Source organism: Pseudomonas sp. PDM25, assembly GCF_019219045.1.
Lineage (GTDB): Bacteria > Pseudomonadota > Gammaproteobacteria > Pseudomonadales > Pseudomonadaceae > Aquipseudomonas.
Genome location: NZ_JAHUWL010000002.1, coordinates 93830 through 113694, shown reverse-complemented (window position 1 = coordinate 113694; position 19865 = coordinate 93830). Strand labels below are relative to the sequence as shown.

Sequence of the window (19865 nt, the reverse complement as noted above, 5' to 3'; positions counted from 1 at the left end):
ACGGGTCCAGGGCTGCATCGGTGAGTTTTCTATCGCCAAAGAGATCGTCAGAGCGAGGCAGTTGATTAGGGGGCCGCAAAAAAACTGGGCGCTGACCTACCCCGGACTCGCGGTTACGGGCGTTTATCGACCGGACACGAGAGGTTTACCAAAGAAAAACCGCTGAATGGCGTTTTTTGCGCGTTATCTGCCGCTTTCTGCCTTGCCCTCAGCGCCCGTGTCTACGATTCTTCAAGGACAACGACAACACCTGAGAAACTGCCATGAAAACCGTCGCCCAACTGCTGAAGTTAAAGGCTGAACAGAATCATGAGGTCCACACCATTGCACCGCATCAAATGGTGCTGGAAGCGCTGATGGTCATGGCCGCCAAAAACGTCGGCGCCTTGCCGGTCTTGAGGAATGGCGAGGTCGTCGGCATCATCAGCGAGCGTGACTATGCGCGCAAACTCGTGCTCAAGGGACGCTCCTCCGTCGGTACACCGGTCGAAGACATCATGGTGTCGCCGGTGATCACCGTGGACACCCATCAAACCGTCGAAACCTGCATGGGCATCATGTCCGACAAACGCCTGCGCCACTTGCCGGTGGTGGAAAACGGCCAGTTGATCGGTTTGCTGTCGATCGGCGACCTGGTCAAGGAAGCCATCGCCGAACAGGCTGAATTGATTCGCCAGTTGGAGCAGTACATCCGCGGCGAATAGATCAATCCGGCCAATGCCGCGCGAAGACCGGTGCCAATGTCGGGTGCCGGTCAATGCGCGTAAGCCAGGCGAAAAACCCGGGCCTTGCACTGCGTAAATACTCGCGGCTACCCGCCCATCTGGAAACCACCGCCGCCAGCACATCCAGCGCCCCCGGCGTCTCGTCACCCAGATACAAATCGCCCGAAAACTGATCGGCAAACACCTCCCAACTCCTGTGCAGTCGCGCGCGGGCGCCGGCCATGAGGTTTTGCCTGGACGATTCATCCGCCTCGGCCAACCAGCGCTCGGGGTAGTCGATGATGCCAATCGCCGAATAGCAATTGCTGACGATGTACACCAGGCCGCGAATGGCCTGATCCCGCGCGGCGGCGTTTTTCGGCAACAGGTTTGATTGGGGGAACGTGAGCCCCAGGTGAATCAGAATCGCCGCGCTCTCGGTGAGAACGCTGCCATCGGGCAATTGCAGGGTCGGGACCTGCTTGAGCGGATTGAGTTTCTCCAGCCCGTGGGTCGCCTCGGGAGAGGCTTCAACATCGATGAAGCGGTAAGGAATTTCGCAAAGTTCCAGTGCCGCTTCTATCGCGGCAGCGCCGGAGTTCTGGTGTCCGTATAGCTGGTACATATCGCGCGCTCCTGGCGAAACGAAAATAGCGTCAGCCGACGAGCGAACACTCGTCAACGGCCAGTCTAGCCGGTGAACGCCTGGATGAATTGGCGACCCGCAAAGACATCAGCCTTCGCGCTGTTCATGCTGTGGGTCGGGTTGTGGCGCAAGTTTGTTCGCCGTCGCACCTGAGTAGTTGAACGCAACCATCATGCTCGCGTGGGGGGGGGGCATTGTCCTTCCTATCATTGCCGTCGATGTTCACCATCATGGCAATGAAGTTCTCATAAAAAATCCGCGGCGTAACATCAGCTCCAGACCCAACAACTACACCCCGGAGCACACCATCATGAAACGCCAAATCTTCCTCAGCATCGCTTTCTCGGTTTTTGCAGTTAACGCTTTCGCCGCTACCTCTGTTCACCCGGTTGTCGCTGAAGGCGGCTCGGATCGACTGATTGAAAGTCGTGTGGCGGAAGGTGGTTCCGACCGTCTGATCGAGAATCGCGTCGCTGAAGGTGGCTCCGATCGTCTGATCGAAAACCGCGTCGCTGAAGGTGGCTCCGATCGTCTGATCGAAAACCGCGTCGCTGAAGGTGGCTCCGATCGTCTGATCGAAAATCGCGTCGCTGAAGGTGGCTCCGATCGTCTGATCGAGAATCGCGTCGCTGAAGGTGGCTCCGATCGTCTGATCGAAAACCGGGTCGCTGAAGGTGGCTCGGACCGTCTGATCGAAAGCCGCGCCGTATAAATGAATGGTTTTACCGCAGTACTCAATGAAAACCCGGCCTTATCAGCCGGGTTTTTTACGCCTGTTTTTTGCGTTCGGTCACTTGCCGGCCCGCGCCATGCAACGCTGATAACGCTCATCGACCCGTTTGGCAAACCACGCCGTGGTGAGTTTGCGGGTGATTTTCGGGCTTTGTAGCTCAATCCCCGGCAACACCGCACGCGGTAATGGCCGACCTTCCGCCTGTTCGGCCAGGGCAAAAACCCGTGCATAGAGCTGGGTGTCCTCGAATTCGAAGTTTTTGCCTTCCTCCAATTGGTCCCGAATGGTCGGATTGCGCATGCCCAGTTGCTTGCCGAGCGTTCGCACCGCCAATTCCGTGGTGCCAGGCATGATCGAATCGTAGCGGACCAGGTCACCATCCAGCGCCAGCGGTATGCCCGACGCGCGACTCACCGCGTTCTGAAACGCGGCATTGCGACTGGCGTACCAACCGGCATTGAAATCGGCAAAGCGATACAGCGGTTGTTTGTAGCTCACCGGATAACCGAGCAAGTGGGCGATACCGAAGTACATCCCGCCGCGACGACTGAACACTTCATGACGGATCGAGCCGGCCACCGGGTACGGATACGCCTTCGCCTGTTGCTCGGCGAAATCGATGCTGACCTGCATCGGCCCACCGGTATGCACCGGGTTGAACCCACCGAACAGCGTCCGGCCCATGGGCACCATGCCGATGAAATCATCGAAGATCGCGCTGAGCTCTTTCTCGCTGCGCGCCGCATTGAGTCGGTCGCTGTAGCTTTTGCCGTTGGATGAACTCACCTGCAGCGCACCGCTCACCAGCAGGCCGGGAATGTGGGCTTTGTCGGCGCGGCGGTCGATCTCCTCGCGGGCGATTTTGCCCAGGCCCGGTACCGGTGGGTCCGCCTGAAAGGTCGATTCCTGCTCGGTGACCGCCAGTACCGAGCACAGGTTTTGGGTGGAGGGATAAATGTTCTGGGCAGCCAATGCTGCGTAAATATCGGTAGCCCAGCCCTGGCGATCGGCGGTTTGGGCCGGCAGCAGGCGCACGATCTCGGCCTTGACCTCGGCAGGCTTGCGCGCAGGGAGCTCTTGCGTGCGCTGAGTGCCGCAACCCGCCAGCACCAGCAGCGCGGCGACGCTCATCATCAATCGATTGGCTTGCATGTTGCTCCATCAAATCCGTTGAGCCGGGGTAACCATACGATCAATGGCATGGCGCAGGCTATGACTCTCGCCGCCGCGCCCTGTTCCGCGTTTTGGCTTAACTGGTCGCGGGGGCCTTTTTCCGTTTGGCAGACAACCTGCCCGTCCGTCGCGGCTGAACCATACTTGAGCCACACACCGAGGAGGACAGTCTCATGAACCGTAGCGACGTTCTGATCATCGGCGCCGGCCCGACCGGACTGGTGTTGGCGCTGTGGCTGAGCAAGCTTGGCGTGCAAGTGCGCATCATCGACAAGACGTCGGCACCCGGAACCACCTCGCGGGCGCTGGCCGTCCAGGCGCGGACGCTGGAGCTGTATCGCCAGCTCGACCTCAGCAATGCGGTGGTGCAGAACGGTCATCGAGTGGCCGCCGCCAATTTCTGGGTCAAGGGCGAACCCGTGGCGCGCATGCCGCTGAGCCGCATTGGCGAAGGTCTGACGCCTTATGCGTTCCTCGAAATCTTTCCTCAGGACGAACACGAACGGCTGCTGATAGACCGCCTTGAAGCCTTTGGCATCAAGGTGGAGCGCAACACAGAACTTGAGAGTTTCGTGGAAACCGGTGACGGCATCACCGCCTATTTGCGCTTGGCCGATGGTCAGGAGGAAACCTGCCAGGCCTGCTATCTTGCGGGTTGCGACGGTGCCCGGTCGATCGTGCGCAAGACCCTGGACACCGGATTTCCCGGTGGCACGTACCAGCAGATTTTCTACGTCGCCGACGTGCAAGCCAGCGGGCCGACGTTCAACGGCGAACTGCATGTGGATCTTGATGAAGCGGATTTTCTCGCGGTGTTCCCCTTGGGCGGAACGGGCCGCGCCCGTCTGATCGGGACCGTACGCGACGAGCGCGCCGAGCAAGCCGAAACCCTGCAATTTGAAGACGTCAGCAGTCGGGCCATCGAGCATATGAAAGTAAAGATCGAGCAACTGAACTGGTTCTCGACCTACCGGGTGCATCATCGGGTGGCGGATCATTTTAGTACCGGGCGCGCGTTTCTATTGGGCGACGCCGCGCACGTCCACAGCCCTGCCGGTGGCCAGGGCATGAACACCGGCATTGGCGACGCCATCAACCTTGCCTGGAAACTCGCGGCGGTGTTGAGCGGCGGCGCTGAGGCCAAACTCCTCGACACGTACGAAACCGAGCGCATCGCGTTTGCCCGCAAACTGGTCGCCACCACGGACAGAGTGTTCACTTTCGTCACGGCCGAAGGGCGCATCGCCGATGTGCTGCGCACGCGTCTGGCGCCGTTCGTGATTCCGAAAATGGCATCGTTTGAGGCGTCCCGCGAGTTCCTGTTTCGCACGGTGTCGCAGATCACCCTGAACTATCGCGGGATGCCGTTGAGCACGGGTGTTGCCGGTCATGTTCACGGCGGCGACCGTCTGCCCTGGGCTCACGACGGTGAGGGGGACAATTTCGAATCGCTGAAGTGTCTGACCTGGCAGGTGCATGTGTATGGCGACACCAGCGATGAAATGATCGCCTGGTGCCACGAACATCATTTGCCGTTGCATGTGTTTGACTGGCGGCCGGCGTTTGAAGCGGCTGGCCTGGGGCGTAACGGGTTTTACCTGTTGCGGCCGGATACGTATGTGGCGATTGCCGACAATTCTGCCGATCCCAAGGTGATCGAGCGGTACTTCCGGGATCACGGGATCCGGCCGTTTTTCGGCGCCCGCTGATTCAACACCGTAGACATGTGGGAGCGGGCTTGCTCGCGAAGGCGGTGTGTCAGTTAATTCAAGTGTTGACTGACACACCGCCTTCGCGAGCAAGCCCGCTCCCACAGTGGTTTTGTGGTGGGGTTTAGATCCCGGCCAGCGCCAGGTCCATCGCGAAGTAAGTGAAGATCAGATCAGCGCCCGCCCGCTTGATTGCGCCAAGGCTCTCACGCACCACGCGATCCTCATCGATCGCCCCGGCCTGGGCGGCGAATTTGATCATCGCGTACTCGCCGCTCACCTGATACGCCGACAGCGGCAAACGCGAGGCTTCACGGATGTCGCGGATGATGTCCAGGTACGCGCCGGCCGGTTTGACCATCAGCGCGTCAGCGCCTTCCTGCTCGTCCATCAGTGATTCGCGCACGGCTTCGCGGCGGTTCATCGGGTTCATCTGATAGCTTTTGCGGTCGCCCTTGAGTGCGCTGCCGCCGGCTTCACGGAACGGACCGTAGAGCGCCGAGGCAAACTTGGTCGAATAGGCCATGATCGCGGTCTGGTTGAAACCCGCTTCATCGAGCGCCCGGCGAATGGCCTGCACCTGCCCGTCCATGGCGGCCGACGGGGCGATCACATCGGCGCCGGCACGGGCCGCGGCCACCGCTTGTTTGCCGAGATTGATCAGGGTCTGGTCGTTGTCGACCTCATGGTTGTGCAGCACGCCGCAATGACCATGGTCGGTGTACTCACAGAAGCAGGTGTCGGACATCACGATCATGTCCGGCACCGCATCCTTGGCGATGCGCGACATGCGCGACACCAGACCGTTGTCGCTCCAGGTGTCGCTGCCGTTGCCGTCCAAATGGTGCGACACGCCGAACGTCATCACCGACTTGATCCCGGCCCGGGCATAACGCTCGATTTCACCCGCCAGTTTCGACTCCGGAATACGCATCACGCCGGGCATGCTTTTGATCGGTACGAAGTCGTCGATCTCTTCCTCGACGAAAATCGGCAGCACCAGATCGTTCAAGCTGAACTCGGTTTCCTGGAACAGGCTGCGCAGGCTCGCATTGCGGCGCAGACGGCGTGGACGTGCTTCGGGGAACTGACTGGACATGTGGATTTCCTGAAAAACGAAGGACGAGACGAAAGTCGTAGGGGGCGAAGCTTATGCCTTGCAAGGCGCGGGGCACAAACCTCGATCACTCAAGACTGCGTTACCGCGACAGCAACAATCGCGCGCAATTAACGCAAGCCCGCTCCCACAGGTTACAGATTCAAGGTTCCGCTGATGCAGGTCACCACAGAACCGCCGATCCAGATCTCGTCGCCCACCTGCTCGACCTGAATGCGTCCGGCGCGGCCCATGGTCAGGCCCTGGCTGACCACATAGGACGCCGGCGCCAGTCCTTCGCTGAGCAACCATTGAGCAATTCCGGCGTTCAGGCTTCCGGTGGCGGGGTCTTCCGGCATGCCGTCGCCGGAGATGAACGCCCGCACTTCGAACTGTGCGTCATCACCCTCGCGCTCGGGATGCCATGGCGCGATGACACCGACGGCCAGGCCAAGCATTTGCGAATGATCCGGTTGCAGGTCCAGCACCTGCTGGCGATCCTCGACCATCACGGCCAGCCATCCGGCACCGTTGTCGACCCACTGAGTGCGCACAATCGCCCCCGATTCCAGCCCGAGCCCCCGCCGCACCCGTTCAACCACATCCGCCTCCACCGGCCCGGTCCTGAGCAATGGCGGTGCGAGAAAGGCCAGCTCTGCGCCTTGTCGACGAACCCGCACCAGCCCCACACCGCACTCCTGAATAATCTCTTCGCCCTTGGGCACGCCACCGGCCTCCAGCCACGCATGGCAGGTGCCCAGTGTCGGATGACCGGCGAACGGCAATTCGTTCAGGGTGGTGAAAATCCGCACGCGATAATCGGCGCGAGGATCGCGCGGTTCGAGTATGAATGTGGTTTCGCTGAGATTGGTCCAGCTGGCGAACGCCGCCATGCGCTCATCACTGAGCTCATCGGCGCCGAACACCACCGCCAACGGATTGCCCTTGAGCGCAACACGGCTGAAGACATCTACTTGCTTGAAATCGAATGAGTGCATGGCCTTCCTTGGTTTCTTGATCAAATCGAAGCGTTTTGCTTGGGAATTTCCAGCCCGCGCATCACCGCCGGCCGCGCCAGAAAGCGCTCCAGCACCCGCGTGACGTTGGTGAAGTCCTTTATGCCCACCAGCTCGCCGGCCTCATAGAAGCCGATCAGGTTGCGCACCCAGGGGAAGGTCGCGATGTCCGCGATGGTGTAGCGCTCGCCCATGATCCAGTCGCGCCCTTCCAGGCGGTTATTGAGCACATTAAGCAGGCGCTTGCTTTCATCGACGTAGCGGTCGCGGGGACGCTTGTCCTCATAGTCTTTGCCGGCAAATTTGTTGAAAAAGCCGAGCTGGCCAAACATCGGCCCGATACCGCCCATCTGAAACATCAGCCACTGAAGGGTCTCGTATCGCGCCGCCGATTCCTGGGCCAGCAATTGCCCGCTCTTGTCGGCCAGGTAAATCAGAATCGCCCCGGACTCGAACAGCGCCAGGGGTTGGTCCCCCGGACCGTGGGGGTCGAGGATGGCCGGGATCTTGTTGTTGGGGTTCAGTGAAAGAAATTCGGGGGACATCTGGTCATTGGTTTCGAAGCCCACACGATGCGGTTCGTAGGGCAGTCCGATCTCTTCGAGCATGATCGACACCTTGACGCCGTTGGGGGTCGGCAAGGAGTAAAGCTGGATCCACTCGGGGTATTGAGCCGGCCATTTTCGGGTAATCGGGAACGCGGACAGATCGGTCATGGGAAGCATCCACACGGAAAAAGTAGACGCTGATCATAATGTATGGGTTGCCGATGGCTGCGATCTTTTGGCGTTATCAATATTGCTGATGAGCATGATCAGAAGATTGCAGCCTGTGAATGGCGCCAACACGTGTACTGTGTCCATAAATCGGCAACATCCTGTCGATAACCTCTGCTCCACCCATCTCAGGTTGCCGCTACAGTGCTGCGCACTTGCTCGGATCGAACCAAATGGGCCTCAGAGGACTCTGAGCATCGCCCTTTCGGAAACGGGCCGGCCCAACGACATGGAAAACACCCGACGCAGGGAGCTCGCGGTGTAAAGGTTTGTCAGCCTTAACCGAATGCGCTGAAGATCACCTATTCAAATGATGAACCTTTTGAAATTCGCCAAACGCTTCAAGTATCGCGCGTACGTGGTCCTGCCCTCCCTGTTGGCGGTCTGCGCGCTGTTCCTGTTCCTTGAATCCAGCGAAAGTCGCGCCCAACCGATGGACGGCACCCAGACGCTGGTGTTCCTGCGCCACGCGGAAAAACCCGAAGGCGGCCTCGGCCAGCTCAACTGCCAGGGCCTGAACCGTGCCATCGACCTGGCCACCTTGCTGCCGGAAAAATTCGGCAAGGCCAACTATGTATTTGCCGCCAACCCGACGCGCAATGTCGAAGAAGGCGAACTGGACAATTCCTACAGTTACATCCGTCCCCTGATGACCATCAGCCCCAGCGCGATCAAGCTTGGTTTGCCGGTGAACATCAACTTCTCGGCCAACGACACCAGTGATCTGGCCGATGAATTGCTCCTCGACAAATATCACAACTCGGTCATCTACACCGCCTGGTCCCACGGCTACCTGCCGGAGCTGATCAACAAGGTCGCAGGGGAAGCCATCGGCAAGAAACAGAACATCATCGACGACTGGGAATCCAACGACTACGACTCGCTGTACGTGCTCACCCTGACCTGGCACAACGGCAAGGCCAGCGTGGTGAGCCACGCCTACAAGCAAGGTCTGAATAATGGGCAGGAGACCTGTCCGACATAAGGGGCGGCAGTGCTTTAAGTTTTATAGCGTCTGCAAGGGCCTCTTCGCGAGCAAGCCCGCTCCCACATTTGATCTTTGTCGTACACAAATATTGTGTTCACTGAGAATCTAATGTGGGAGCGGGCTTGCTCGCGAAGGGGCCGAAAAAAACACCATCAACTTCGTTGACTGACCCGCTCTCGCAGATACTCAAGGACGGCAGCCCGCTCTCCAGCGAATTCAATGCGCCCCCCTTTCTTCTCCCGCTGAAACGCATACATCGGGTCGTAATACTCACGAAGCAACCCTTCGATCCAGCCCCGGTGCAAGTCCACTGCCCCGCTGCTCGCCTGCTCCGCCAGCGCGTCTTCCATCAACATCAACAGCCGCCGATGGCGCTCACCGCCCAGACGTTTCTGCACATTGTTCAGGCTCTCCAGCAAACGCTCGGAAAACAGCGCGAAACCTTCATCGCCATGCACGCCGATGAACTCGGCACACAAGTCCACCACGTAATCGCGCAGGATCCGTTCGACCCGCCCTTCCAGGCTGTCTTCCAGCCAGACCATCGGAAACTGCTGCATGCCCTGGAACAGCGGCAACGGCAGCGCACAACTGCCGATCGCGCGGCTCTCGTCTTCCAGCACAAACTGCTCGATGCCGTGGGCGCGCTTCTTCAGCACGTCCACCGCCAGGCGGTTTTCAAAATCGATGTTGGAGGGTTGGCCGGTGGCGCGTTTACCGAAACTGGAGCCGCGATGATGGGCGTGACCTTCAAGGTCCAGGCCGTTGCGCAACTGCGTGAGCACTTCGGTTTTGCCGGTGCCGGTCATGCCGCCCAGCAACACGAAATCACACTGGGCAACCGCCTGATCGAGCGTGTCGAGCAAGAAGGTGCGCATCGCCTTGTAGCCACCACCCACTCGCGGATAGTCGATGCCGGCCTCGTCCTTGAGCCATTGCTGGACGATCTGCGAACGCAAACCGCCGCGAAAACAATACAAATACCCATCAGGATGAGCCCGGGCAAAATCGGCCCAGGCCTGGACGCGCTCGGCTTTTATCTCACCAGACACCAACTGGTGCCCCAACGTAATGGCCGCTTGCTGACCGTGTTGCTTGTAACAAGTGCCGACCCGTTGCCGCTCATGGTCATTCATCAGCGGCAGGTTGATCACGCCGGGGAATGAGCCTTTGAGAAATTCGACCGGCGCACGGGCATCCATCATCGGTCGGTCGTTGAGAAAAATGTCGCGGTAATCGGTGAATTCGATGGACATCAAAACACCTCAACCGCGTTCGTCTGTCGCTCGATCAGTTCACCGATCGGCTCAAGGATCAGGCCTAGTTCGGCGGCCACTTTGAGGAAGTGTTCGTTGCCTTCGGGGGTGACCGCAACCAGCAGGCCACCGCTGGTCTGCGGATCGCAGAGCACGCGTTTGTGCATTTCCTGAAGACGCCCAAGCTTGCTGGCGTAGCTGTCGAAGTTGCGCAGCGTCCCGCCGGGCACACAGCCTTGGTCGAGGTAATACTCGACACCTGGCAGACGCGGTACGCGGTCGTACTCGATGCGAGCGGTCACGTTGCTGCCGTCGGCCATTTCCACCAAATGCCCCAGCAGACCAAAACCGGTGACGTCGGTCATGGCGGTGACGCCTTCAAGTTTGCCGAAACGGCTGCCGGGTTTGTTCAGGGTGCACATCCAGTCGCGGGCCAGGCCAATGTCGGCATGGCGCAATTTGCCCTTCTTCTCGGCGGTGGTAAGGATGCCGATGCCCAGCGGTTTGGTGAGGTAAAGCAGGCAACCGACGGTGGCGGTATCGTTGCGCTTCATATGGCGCTTTTCCACCAGACCGGTCACAGCGAGGCCGAAGATCGGCTCCGGCGCGTCGATGGAATGCCCACCAGCCAGCGGGATCCCCGCTTCATCGCAGACCGAACGCCCGCCGCGAATCACTTCCCGGGCAATCTCCGGCGCCAGTACGTTGACCGGCCAGCCGAGGATCGCAATCGCCATCAACGGATCGCCGCCCATGGCGTAGATGTCACTGATGGCGTTGGTGGCGGCGATGCGGCCGAAGTCGAACGGGTCGTCGACGATCGGCATAAAGAAGTCGGTGGTCGAGACCACGCCGCGTTCTTCATCAATGGCGTACACCGCCGCGTCATCGCGCGAGGCATTGCCGACCCAGAGTTTCGGGTCAAGGTTCTGCGCCCCGCTGCCGGCCAGAATCACTTCCAGCACCTGGGGAGAAATCTTGCAGCCACATCCGGCACCGTGGCTGTATTGGGTCAGACGAATCGGTTCGCTCATGGGGGGCACATCTCGTGAAGTCAGTGCCGAGGAGTTTACATCAACCCTATTTCGTAGGAGCTGATCGTTCCCTCGATCCCGCGTGGCAACGCTCTTCTGACCGAAAGGACAGTTAAACCAGCAATTCCCTAGGCTTTTCCGTGCCTTGAGCAAAACTGGTATGCCTTGTGCAAACGTTTGCGAGTCGCTGATACAAGCGTTTTCGCTACACAACCGCGCAAGCCCGAAGAACCGGGCTTTCGATCCGCACGAAAAGGGACTTTTAATGCACCGCACGTTCAGCCGCGTGACTTGCTCGCGCACTTTTGCTGTTTCCTTGCTGCTGGCCAGCGTTACAGGACTACTCAGCAGCACCGTTTTGGCGCAGCCCGCTCCCGCCGAAGAATCCGCCCAAGGCGAAAGCCTCAGCCCCGAAGCCAGCCCACCGAAAAAAGGTGTGTACCTCTCGGACTGGTTCAATCAGGACCTGACCGTCATCGGCAGCAAAGACATCAGTTTCGGCCCGCAACCGGCCGACGATATCTACCTGGAATACGAGTACTTCGGGCGCAAGGGGCCGTTCGAATTGTACGGTTACATCGACATTCCGAAGATCTTCGACATCGGCAACAGCCATGACAAAGGCGTGTGGGACCACGGCTCGCCGGTGTTCATGGAGCACGAACCGCGGATCTCCATCGATTACCTCGCCGGCCGCAGCCTGGCCATCGGGCCGTTCAAGGAATGGTACGTGGCCTTTGACTGGATCTACGACCACGGCAGTAACAGCGCCAACCGCGCCAATACGCTGTACAGCGGTTTGGGCACCGACATCGACACCCATTCGCGGGTCAACCTGTCGGCCAACTTCTATGGGCGCTACCAGTGGGAAAACTACGGCGCCAGCAACGAATATTCGTGGGACGGCTATCGCGCCCAACTCAAATACATCGTGCCGATCAGCAGCTTCAGCAACGGCGCGTCACTGACCTACATCGGGTTCACCAACTTCGACTTCGGCTCGGACCTGCACAAGGACAACCCGGCTCGTACTGCCAACGCTACGGTGGCCACCAACGTCTTGCTGTACTCGTTCACCCATTTGCGGTTCACCCTGGTCGGCCGTTATTTCCACAACGGCGGCAACTGGGAGGATGGCAGCGAATTGAATTTTGGCGACGGTAACTTCCGCGCCCGTTCCGACGGTTGGGGTTACTACGCCGGCATCGGTTATCAGTTTTAAGACTTGTTTGAATCAGGAGGTTTTATGCATGCAATGACGCGTCTTTCCCTGGCCTGTGCCGCCCTGCTCTCCGCAACGGCATGGGCGACTGAAGCGCCGATCCAGCCGAAGGTGATGCTGATCACCATGTTCGCTCCCGAGGCGCAAAACTGGATTGATCGGTTGGAACTCAAGCGGCAAGTGCGGGTGCCGGGGCTGTCCGCCGAGTACCCGACCGTTCGCTGCAACAGTCAACAGGTATGCCTGATGGTCACCGGCATGGGCCAGACCAACGCCGCGGCGTCGACGCTGGCCCTGGCGCTGTCGTCGAAATTCGACCTGCGCAAAAGTTACTTCCTGGTCGCCGGGATTGCCGGCATCAGCCCAAAACACGGGACCATCGGCACCACGGCGTGGGCGCATTATCTGGTGGAGTTCGGCACCCAATGGGAGCTGGATTCCCGGGACGCGCCGTCAGACTGGCCGACCGGTTATATCGGCATCAATACCAAAGGCCCGAACGAGAAACCGCCGCTGGATTACAAGACCGAAGTCTTCGAACTCAACCCGAAGTTGCAGGCCAGGGCCTTTGCTCTCAGCCACAAAGTCCAATTGAGCGAGAGCAAGGAATCGGCCGCGTGGCGCATGAAGTATCCGTCGGCCCCGGCCAATCAGCCGCCGGTGGTGACGCAGTGCGACACGCTGGCGGGCAATACCTGGTTTTCCGGGACGCGGTTGAGTGAGCGGGCTGAGGTCTGGACCCGGCTGCTGACCGATAACAACGGTGAGTACTGCACGACGCAGCAGGAAGACAACTCCACCTATGAGGCGCTGCTGCGGGCCAGCCGTGAAGGGTTGGTGGATGTGCAGCGTTTGGCGGTGGTGCGTGCGGGTTCCGATTTTGATCGGCCGGCGCCGGGTCAGAGCGAGGTGGAAAATCTGCTCAAGTATGCGGATCAAGGTGGGTTTGTGCCGGCGCTGGAGAACCTGTACCGGACGGGAAATCCGCTGGTGCAGGAGATTTTGAAGAACTGGTCGGCGTGGGAGAACGGTGTTCCCGAGGCTTGATCTGACAATACAAAACCTTTGTGGGAGCGGGCTTGCTCGCGAAAGCGGTGTGTCAGGCACATCAATATTGACTGTGCCGCCGCCTTCGCGAGCAAGTCGGATCGCCGCACCGCCGCTCCCACATTTGATTAGGGTTACGGCAACAAAATCACTTTGTCGCCGGCACCTTGGCTCACCTCGGCATACCGCTCCAGCCCTTCTGCCAACGGCGATTCAAACAAACCCTCAGGCAACGGCAACAAGCCCTGATCGAAGAACGTGCCGAACTGATCAAGCATCGCCGCACACGCCTGGACGCCATACAGCAACGAGTTGATCCCCACCACCGAACCGCCCTTGCGATACAGCGCCAGGGCCGGCAATTGCACCATGCCGTCCACCGGTGCGGCGATGATCGCGATGCGACCGAACGCGGCCAGCGCCGGGACCGAGGCCGGGAGCCAGAAACCGGTGGTGTCGAAAATCACATCAGCGCCGCCGGCATACACGGCATTCACCTGAGCGCCGAGATCCTCGGGTTTATCCAGTTGCAGCGTCTGATACCCCTGGGCCTGCAAATCCTTGATCTGTTCCGGCCGCCGCGCCGCGGCCAGTACTTGAGCGCCACGCACCTTGCCCAGCGCCAGCGCCGCAGTGCCAACCGCCCCGCCACCGATCACCAGCAAGCGGGTTTCGGCCGTCACCCCACTGCGCTCCAACGCATCCCACGCCGTGGTGTACGGCACGCCGAGGCTGGCAGCCTGGGCAAAGCTCAGATGGGTCGGCTTTTTCGCTACACCATTGGCCGGCAGTTTGACGAATTGTGCGTGCGAGCCATCGGCGAAAAAGCCCAGTTCACGACCGGTGCCCCAGACTTCCTGACCGATCAGCGCCTGCGGGCCTTCAACGACTACACCGGCGAAATCACGACCGGGAATCCGCGGCAGTGTGGTGTAGGGAAAGCGCCCCAGCACGTTCTTCACATCGCTGGGGTTGAGGCCGGCCGCCTTGATCTGGACCAGCACTTCATCGGCGCCGGGGACGGGGGTGGGAAGTTCAACGTAGCGCAGGGCCGAGAGCTCACCGGTCTTGTCGAATTGCAGTGCTTTCATGAGTGTTTCCCTCGAATGAAATAAACGGTTCAGGCGATCCAGCCAGCCACCAACTGCCGGCCCATTGGCCACAACTTCTCACCGGCCAACATGCCGAGCAGCCCTACCAGCGCGATGGCCGGCGGTGCGGGGGAACGAAAATCCAGAGCGCCGTAGAGCAAACCGACGCCCAGACCGATGACCAATGAGATGAGGTAGCTCATGGCAGACTCCGTGGCTGATTAAGGTATGCCCGGAGTCTAAAGATCGGTAGCGACGAGCACCGGCCAAGTGCTTCTGAATATCGGCCAAAGCGCTTTCAATCCTGACGCTGGATTGCCGAAAACTGCGAAGGCGCGACACCCAGTTCCCGCCGAAACATGTCGCTGAAGCTGCTCGGTGAGTAACCCAACTCCCGGGCAATCGCACTGACCGGCACGCCCTGGATCAACTCCGCCACCGCCGTTGCCAATTGCACCTGGCGCCGCCATTCGGCGAAGCCCATGCCCAGACCGTCCTTGAACAGCCGCGCCAGGGTACGCACGCTGGCACCGGCGTTTTCGGCGTGTTGTTCGAAGGCAATGTCCAGCGATGGCGCGGCCATGACCGCCTGGCACAGGTTCATCAGCCGTCGGTCGGAATCATCCGGCAAGGGGATTTTCAGCAACGAGCGCCGGGCTCGCCTAAGCTCCAGCAGCGCCAGGCCGACCAGCGCTTCGTAATACTCGGGCGCGCCATCGTCGCCCTGCTCCACCAGCCCGACGATCAGCTCACGCAGCAGTCCGCCGACTTCGATCACCTGGACCGTGTCGTCCAGCGTCGCCGCCAATGAGGGCCGCAAGTAGATGTTGCGCATCTGTAAATCCGACACCACGCGAATCCCGTGGGGCACACCCGGCGGCAGCCACACCGCTCGTTGCGGCGGCACCACCAGCGCTTCATGGGGCGTCTCGACCCACATCACCCCGCTCATCGCATACAGCAACTGCCCCCAGACATGTTCATGCGGCTCGATGTACAGGCCGCGCGGATAGGTGCGCGCCAGCGGTTGCACGGGCACATCGGTGTCACTCAGGTCGGGAGGGGCGGCAAGGGCCATGGGCAGCAATCATTGGGGATTTCAGAGATTGCATGGTAACGAGCCACGGGGCTTGTCGCTACGGGCGGCCTCCATCTGACAATTCGACTGAATTTTCCGTAACCCCAACGATCCTTGTAATACCACAGGGAGGAATATGGGCTTTATGAACAACGCAAAACTTTTCGTCATTGAATACACCCTTCATGGCGCGCCCAAGTCTTTCATCATCCGCCTGGACAAGATGGATAACGCGGAAGCCTGGCATTGGGCAAGTTGCGACGCGGGGGTCGGAAGAATCCCCCGCTTCGGCCGAGAGAAGGTGCAAAAAACCAGCAAGCCGATGGCGGAGAAATTCGGCGTGGAAAACGTCAAGTGGCGGCCGGCGAATTGAAATGAAAGTGGAGCCCGATCAGGCTCCACCTTTTTTTGGATGAGTGGTCAGCGTTGGGCGCACTTGCAGCCCTTGCTGGCACATTCTTCACCATGTTCGTGGTGCTTGGCGCAGGCTTCACAGCAATAGTGCTTGCCGTGGCGCGCGATCGGATGTTCGCCCAGTTTGCAGGAGCATTTGGGGCAGTCGCATTTACTGTCACTGCTGATCATGTGTCTGACTCCATTGGTTGTGGTCGTCCGGGTCTGGCAAATGCGACCCGTACCACCAGTGTAGGAGCTTGTAGCAGCTGTCGATCACCGGTAACCACGCCGACACCCTGACCCAAGCCGCCGAACAAGGCTTGGGGCGGGTGATGTTTCCGTCGTGGCTGATTGGTGAAGCGGTGCGCAACGGCACGCTGGTGCCGGTGCTGGGGGCGTATCAGGTGTCCAACAGCCTTGAGCCGCAGCAGATTGCGGTGCTGTGGCCTGGGAGCCGACGGTTGTCGGTGAAAGTCAGGACGGTGATTGATTTTTTCGTGGAATGCTTTGGCGCGGTGCCCTACTGGGACAGACCGTAATATCTGCCAGCTCCCACAGGTTCTTCGGGATGTCAGATACGGAACTGGCCCACCAGTTTGCCCAGGCGCTGACCGAGGTCGGCCAGGCTGCGGGAGGTCTGGGCGCCGAGTTGGGTTTCGTCGGCGACACTGTCTACGGCCACAGCGATCTGGTGCACGCTGCGGTTGATCTCTTCGGCCACGGCGGTCTGCTCTTCGGCAGCGCTGGCGATCTGCGCGTTCATCGAGTTGATGGTGCCGATCAGTTGGGCCATGGTGTCCAGCGATGCACCCGCTTCGTTGGCCTGAGCCGACGTGCCGTCGCCGGCCTCGCTGGAACGGCGCATCGCTTCCACCGCAGACTGAGTGCCGGCCTGCAAGCGATCAATCATGCCCTGGATTTCCTGGGTGCTGATTTGCGTGCGGCTGGCCAGCGCTCGAACCTCGTCGGCCACCACCGCAAAACCACGACCGGCCTCACCGGCACGGGCGGCTTCGATGGCGGCGTTGAGCGCCAGCAGGTTGGTCTGCTCGGCAATCGAACGGATCACCCCAAGCACGCTGACAATCGATGACACGTCTTTTTGCAGGCTGTCCAGAGACACGCCGCTGCTGCGAATATCGTCCACCAACGCATGAATCTTCACGATGCTGCCGGCCACCACACGCTTGGCAGCCTGCCCTTCTTCGTCGGTCTGCTGGGCAGCCACCGCGGCGTTTTGTGCACTTTTCGCCACTTCCTGAGCGGCGGCGGACATTTGGTTGATCGCCGTGGCGACCTGATCGGTCTCGTGACGCTGACGCTCCATGGCCTGATCCGAGCGCTGCGCCTGATCGGAGACCTGATTCACCAGCCCGGTCAGTTGCGAGGTCATTTCGGTGATCTGACGCACCAGGCCGTGGATCTTGTCGACGAAGCGGTTGAACGAGCCGGCCAGCTCGCCGAGTTCGTCCTGGCTGGTGATGGTCAGGCGACGCGTCAGGTCGCCCTCACCCGCCGCGATGTCATCGAGGTTGGCTTTCATCAGGTTCAGCGGACGCAGGATGGTGTTGGCCAGCAGCATCCCGGCGGCGGCGATCACCAACAGCACCACGGCGGCAATTCCGACGATGCTCAGCACCACGCCTTGCATGCGCTCCTGGACCTTGATTTCGACCAGCGCCACTTGCGCTTCGATGCCGTCGAGGTTGACCGAGGTGCCGACCGCCATGTCCCACTTGGGCAAGTATTCGGTGTAGCCCAGTTTCGGCACCAGCACTTGGCTGTTGCCGGGCAGCGGCGAGCTGTATTGCAGGTAGTGGGTGCCGTCCTTGGCGACTTTCACCAGGTCGCGGTTGACGTAGACGCCGTTCGGATCGCGGTTGTCCTTGAAGCTCTGGCCCACGCCTTCAGGGCTGTTGGCCTTGAACAGGCGCACGGTATTGGAGTCGTAGCCGAAGAAGTAGCCGTCCTTGCCGTAGGTGATGCTCGACAGCAACTTGACCACCTGGGCCCGCGCCGCGTCATCACCGGGGGCAGCTGCGTCGTAGAGTGGTTTGATCGTGGTCATGGCCACGGCGACGTAGCTTTGCAGGGTTGCCTTGGCATCGCTGAGCAGGCGCTGGCGAGTTTCCTCGACTTCCTTGCGGGCCTGCTCCTGCAGAATGAACAACGTGGTCAGGCTGATGACCAGCGCAAAGAGCAACACCGGGAGGACGGCAAGGGACAGGACTTTAGCCTTCAGGCTCATGCGCATGACGGTTCACTCTTTTGATTTTATTGGCGCGGTTAAAGGCTTTAACGGCAGGCCAATTCAAAAGTTGAACGCGGTTAATGTGGGAGCGGGCTTGCTCGCGAAGACGGCGGCACATCCATCATTGACGTGACTGACCCACCGCCTTCGCGAGCAAGCCCGCTCCCACAGGGGGAATGTGTTTAGAGGACCATCGCCGCCACCCAGCCGAACGCCAGCAACGGGAGGTTGTAGTGCAGGAAGGTCGGGACCACGGTGTCCCAGATGTGGTGATGCTGGCCGTCGATGTTCAGGCCCGAGGTCGGGCCGAGGGTCGAGTCCGACGCTGGCGAACCGGCATCGCCCAGCGCACCGGCAGTGCCGACAATGCACACGATCGCGATCGGACTGAAGCCCAGTTGTACGCACAACGGCACAAAAATCGCGGCCAGGATCGGTACAGTGGAAAACGACGAACCGATGCCCATGGTCACCAACAGTCCGACCAACAACATCAGCAACGCGCCAATGCCTTTGCTGTGGCCGATCCACGAAGCCGAGGCTTCGACCAGTGTCTGCACCTCACCGGTGGCTTTCATCACCTCGGCAAAACCGGAGGCGGCGATCATGATGAAACCGATCATCGCCATCATTTTCATGCCTTCGGTGAACAGGTCGTCGGTTTCACGCCACTTCACGATCCCCGACACCGAAAAAATCAGAAAGCCTGCCAGCGCACCGATGATCATCGAGTCCAGCAACAGCTGAATAATGAACGCCACCGCGATGGCCAGACCGGCGACCATCAGGCTCAGCGGGTTGTACTGCACCGCGACCTGTTCGACTTGCTCGATCTTTTCCAGATCGTAGACGCGCTTCTTGCGATAGCTGACAAACGCTGCCGCGAGCCCGACGACCATGCCCAAGGCTGGAATCCCCATGGCATGGGTGACGTTGATGCCGCTAATGTCCACCCCGCTACGGGCGACGTTGGCCAGCAGGATTTCATTAAGGAAGATGTTGCCGAAGCCCACGGGCAAGAACATGTACGGCGTAATCAGGCCGAAGGTCATGACGCAGGCAATCAACCGGCGATCCAGTTGCAGCTTGGTCAGCACATATAACAGTGGCGGCACCAGCAGCGGAATAAAGGCGATATGTATCGGCAGAATGTTCTGCGAAGCGATGGCCACCACCCACAGCAAACCGATCAACAGCCATTTGACCTGACCGCCACCGCTGGCGTGCTGGCGGTCGACCATCAGCAAGGCTTTGTCTGCCAGGGCGTGTGCCAGGCCGGACTTGGCAATGGCCACTGCGAAAGCGCCGAGCAAGGCGTAGGACAATGCGACCGTCGCACCGCCACCGAGGCCGCTGTTGAAGGCTTTGAGTGTCGCGTCGATGCCCAGGCCACCGGTCAAACCACCCACCAGAGCGCCCACGATCAGCGCGATTACGACGTGCACGCGGGACAGGCTGAGGATCAGCATGACGCCGACCGCGGCAATTACAGCATTAATCATCGTTACCTCAAGGCAAACGGAAAGAGTCCGGCCGGCAGTCTGCAAAGAGCCGCCAGCGGATTGAATGAGAGGGTTTTATTAGAGGGCGCGCACTGTGCCGCAGAGTCGGCCCGGTGTCAAAGCGCATGGGCCTGGGGGATGTAAACG

At 60.1% G+C, this 19865-nt stretch carries 19 protein-coding genes and 3 pseudogenes; 8 read left to right on the top strand and 14 right to left on the bottom strand.

Going from position 1 to position 19865, the window contains the following annotated elements:
• Nucleotides 1-263: 263 nt before the first annotated feature.
• Complete coding sequence (locus tag KW848_RS02980; protein ID WP_008148332.1) at nt 264-704, top strand: CBS domain-containing protein; 441 nt, start codon at nt 264-266, stop codon at nt 702-704.
• Nucleotide 705: 1 nt separating this feature from the next.
• Here KW848_RS02980 and KW848_RS02975 read toward each other — a convergent pair whose 3' ends face one another.
• A complete protein-coding gene (locus tag KW848_RS02975) occupies nt 706-1329 on the bottom strand; it encodes a glutathione S-transferase family protein (protein WP_218535621.1) in 624 nt (207 codons plus the stop codon).
• A 331-nt stretch (nt 1330-1660) separates the two neighbouring features.
• On the opposite strand from KW848_RS02975, the gene KW848_RS02970 reads away from it, so the two are divergent.
• Nucleotides 1661-2062: a hypothetical protein gene (locus KW848_RS02970; protein WP_218535619.1), complete on the top strand. Its 402-nt coding sequence runs from the start codon at nt 1661-1663 to the stop codon at nt 2060-2062.
• Nucleotides 2063-2140: 78 nt separating this feature from the next.
• Here KW848_RS02970 and KW848_RS02965 read toward each other — a convergent pair whose 3' ends face one another.
• A complete protein-coding gene (locus KW848_RS02965) occupies nt 2141-3235 on the bottom strand; it encodes a DUF1615 domain-containing protein (RefSeq protein ID WP_218535617.1) in 1095 nt (364 codons plus the stop codon).
• Nucleotides 3236-3429: 194 nt separating this feature from the next.
• Between KW848_RS02965 and KW848_RS02960 the strand changes: the two genes are divergently transcribed.
• Nucleotides 3430-4965 carry an FAD-dependent oxidoreductase gene (locus KW848_RS02960; protein ID WP_218535615.1) on the top strand — a complete coding sequence of 512 codons (1536 nt, stop codon included), beginning with the start codon at nt 3430-3432 and terminating at the stop codon, nt 4963-4965.
• Nucleotides 4966-5089: 124 nt separating this feature from the next.
• On the opposite strand, the gene hemB is transcribed toward KW848_RS02960, so the two are convergent.
• The 3 genes from hemB to KW848_RS02945 all read right to left on the bottom strand — a co-directional run bounded on the left by hemB (nt 5090) and on the right by KW848_RS02945 (nt 7793).
• Nucleotides 5090-6064 (bottom strand): porphobilinogen synthase, encoded by a 975-nt coding sequence (hemB, locus tag KW848_RS02955; RefSeq protein ID WP_046047616.1) that lies wholly within the window; start codon nt 6062-6064, stop codon nt 5090-5092.
• A 152-nt stretch (nt 6065-6216) separates the two neighbouring features.
• Nucleotides 6217-7059, bottom strand: coding sequence for a PhzF family phenazine biosynthesis protein (locus KW848_RS02950; protein WP_218535613.1), 843 nt, complete (start codon nt 7057-7059; stop codon nt 6217-6219).
• 20 nt (nt 7060-7079) lie between these two features.
• Complete coding sequence (locus KW848_RS02945; RefSeq protein ID WP_111452427.1) at nt 7080-7793, bottom strand: glutathione binding-like protein; 714 nt, start codon at nt 7791-7793, stop codon at nt 7080-7082.
• A gap of 370 nt (nt 7794-8163) precedes the next feature.
• On the opposite strand from KW848_RS02945, the gene KW848_RS02940 reads away from it, so the two are divergent.
• On the top strand, nt 8164-8838 hold the full coding sequence (locus tag KW848_RS02940) for a histidine phosphatase family protein (RefSeq protein ID WP_218535610.1): 675 nt from the start codon (nt 8164-8166) through the stop codon (nt 8836-8838).
• Between the two features lie 155 nt (nt 8839-8993).
• Here the strand turns inward: KW848_RS02940 and mnmH are convergent, their stop codons facing one another.
• Both mnmH and selD read right to left on the bottom strand, forming a co-directional pair.
• Complete coding sequence (gene mnmH / locus KW848_RS02935; protein WP_218535608.1) at nt 8994-10097, bottom strand: tRNA 2-selenouridine(34) synthase MnmH; 1104 nt, start codon at nt 10095-10097, stop codon at nt 8994-8996.
• A complete protein-coding gene (gene selD / locus KW848_RS02930) occupies nt 10097-11131 on the bottom strand; it encodes a selenide, water dikinase SelD (protein WP_218535606.1) in 1035 nt (344 codons plus the stop codon). The genes mnmH and selD overlap by 1 nt, the downstream gene beginning before the upstream one ends.
• A gap of 265 nt (nt 11132-11396) precedes the next feature.
• Here selD and KW848_RS02925 point away from each other — a divergent pair, with 265 nt between their 5' ends.
• Together KW848_RS02925 and KW848_RS02920 are read left to right on the top strand one after the other, a co-directional pair.
• On the top strand, nt 11397-12353 hold the full coding sequence (locus tag KW848_RS02925; RefSeq protein WP_218535585.1) for a nucleoside-specific channel-forming protein Tsx: 957 nt from the start codon (nt 11397-11399) through the stop codon (nt 12351-12353).
• Between the two features lie 24 nt (nt 12354-12377).
• Complete coding sequence (locus KW848_RS02920) at nt 12378-13400, top strand: purine nucleoside permease (protein WP_218535583.1); 1023 nt, start codon at nt 12378-12380, stop codon at nt 13398-13400.
• A gap of 134 nt (nt 13401-13534) precedes the next feature.
• On the opposite strand, the gene KW848_RS02915 is transcribed toward KW848_RS02920, so the two are convergent.
• The 3 genes from KW848_RS02915 to KW848_RS02905 form a co-directional block, all read right to left on the bottom strand.
• Entirely contained in the window at nt 13535-14491 is a 957-nt protein-coding gene (locus KW848_RS02915; RefSeq protein ID WP_218535580.1) for a zinc-binding alcohol dehydrogenase family protein, read from the bottom strand.
• A gap of 29 nt (nt 14492-14520) precedes the next feature.
• Nucleotides 14521-14694 (bottom strand): DUF1427 family protein, encoded by a 174-nt coding sequence (locus KW848_RS02910; protein ID WP_111452434.1) that lies wholly within the window; start codon nt 14692-14694, stop codon nt 14521-14523.
• 95 nt (nt 14695-14789) lie between these two features.
• Nucleotides 14790-15569 carry a helix-turn-helix domain-containing protein gene (locus KW848_RS02905; RefSeq protein ID WP_218535577.1) on the bottom strand — a complete coding sequence of 260 codons (780 nt, stop codon included), beginning with the start codon at nt 15567-15569 and terminating at the stop codon, nt 14790-14792.
• Nucleotides 15570-15714: 145 nt separating this feature from the next.
• Here KW848_RS02905 and KW848_RS02900 point away from each other — a divergent pair, with 145 nt between their 5' ends.
• On the top strand, nt 15715-15942 hold the full coding sequence (locus KW848_RS02900; RefSeq protein ID WP_008152143.1) for a DUF6555 family protein: 228 nt from the start codon (nt 15715-15717) through the stop codon (nt 15940-15942).
• 47 nt (nt 15943-15989) lie between these two features.
• Here the strand turns inward: KW848_RS02900 and KW848_RS02895 are convergent, their stop codons facing one another.
• Nucleotides 15990-16154, bottom strand: coding sequence for a metallothionein (locus tag KW848_RS02895; protein ID WP_192410428.1), 165 nt, complete (start codon nt 16152-16154; stop codon nt 15990-15992).
• Nucleotides 16155-16237: 83 nt separating this feature from the next.
• Between KW848_RS02895 and KW848_RS02890 the strand changes: the two are divergent.
• Nucleotides 16238-16504 (top strand): annotated as a pseudogene (locus KW848_RS02890) (LysR substrate-binding domain-containing protein); the annotation flags it as partial.
• A gap of 32 nt (nt 16505-16536) precedes the next feature.
• Here the strand turns inward: KW848_RS02890 and KW848_RS32390 are convergent.
• From KW848_RS32390 to KW848_RS02880, 3 genes and pseudogenes are all read right to left on the bottom strand, one after another.
• Nucleotides 16537-17124: pseudogene (locus KW848_RS32390) on the bottom strand (methyl-accepting chemotaxis protein); the annotation flags it as partial.
• A gap of 318 nt (nt 17125-17442) precedes the next feature.
• Nucleotides 17443-18213: pseudogene (locus KW848_RS32385) on the bottom strand (cache domain-containing protein); the annotation flags it as partial.
• Between the two features lie 185 nt (nt 18214-18398).
• Complete coding sequence (locus tag KW848_RS02880) at nt 18399-19715, bottom strand: Na+/H+ antiporter family protein (RefSeq protein ID WP_218536258.1); 1317 nt, start codon at nt 19713-19715, stop codon at nt 18399-18401.
• Nucleotides 19716-19865 lie beyond the last annotated feature (150 nt).